This window comes from Myxococcus llanfairpwllgwyngyllgogerychwyrndrobwllllantysiliogogogochensis (assembly GCF_006636215.1).
Taxonomy (GTDB): domain Bacteria; phylum Myxococcota; class Myxococcia; order Myxococcales; family Myxococcaceae; genus Myxococcus; species Myxococcus llanfairpwllgwyngyllgogerychwyrndrobwllllantysiliogogogochensis.
Window position 1 is genome coordinate 1 of sequence record NZ_VIFM01000567.1, and the last position, 865, is coordinate 865.

An 865-nucleotide genomic window follows, 5' to 3' on the forward strand; every position below is an offset into this window, starting at 1 on the left:
GCAAGGACCCGGGTCGGGTGCTGGTGCAGACGTACAACCCGGACGCGGAGCCGGTGAAGCGGGTGCTGGCCCATGACTTTGATGGGTTCGCCCAGCAGGAGCTGGAGTGGCGCAAGGCGCTGGCGTATCCGCCCTTCGCGCGCATGGCGTCCATCCGGTTGGAGGGGGAGCACCCGGAGCAGACGGCCAGCGTGGCCCGGCACCTGGGGAACCTCGTCACCAAGAACATGCCTCCGGCGTCGGTGGGGGTGCGGCTTCTGGGGCCGGCCCTGGCGCCCATCGCCAAAATCCGGGGCAAGACGCGCTGGCAGTTGCTCCTGAAGGGGCCGACGCATGTGGCGCTTGCCCCGCTGCTCGCCAGGGTGGAGGCGGCCCTGGTTGACGTTCCTTCGGCGGTGAAGGTCGTGATCGACGTGGATCCGGGGGCCATGCTGTAGACTCGGTGCCCCCCCATGGGCGCACCGGTCCTCCTCGTCCACGACGACATCGCCACCATCGCCGCAGTGCGGCGTCTGCTCACCCGTGACGGGCACGAGGTCATCCTCGCCACGTCCGCCGCGGATGCGCTCATTGCCTACGGGCATCACCTGCCGGCGCTCATCGTGCTGGCCCCTGGCGTGGAGAGTGGCCGGGGTCGGCTGGTGTTGGAGGAATTGCTCCAGCATCCGGATGGGAAGGGCGCCCGGGTGTTGCTCCTGGGCGAGGCCATCGAGGGGTTCAGTGCGCCGGTGGCGCCGCTGCCCCTGGATGGGACGAGCTTCGTGGCGCAGGTGGACACGCTCATCCGCGCGCCGTCGGAGGCGGACGCGTGGCATGTGCTGGAGAACCGGAGCCTGCCGGGAGTCCGAGGGGATGGGGTGGGAGG

At 70.3% G+C, this 865-nt stretch carries 1 protein-coding gene and 1 pseudogene; both read left to right on the top strand.

From position 1 onward, the window contains the following. Positions 1 to 437: pseudogene (locus FJV41_RS49350) on the top strand (replication restart helicase PriA); the annotation flags it as partial. A gap of 15 nt (positions 438 to 452) precedes the next feature. Beyond that, positions 453 to 865, top strand: a 413-nt coding sequence (locus FJV41_RS49355; RefSeq protein ID WP_217442250.1) for a response regulator, incomplete at its 3' end; no start/stop codon positions are given.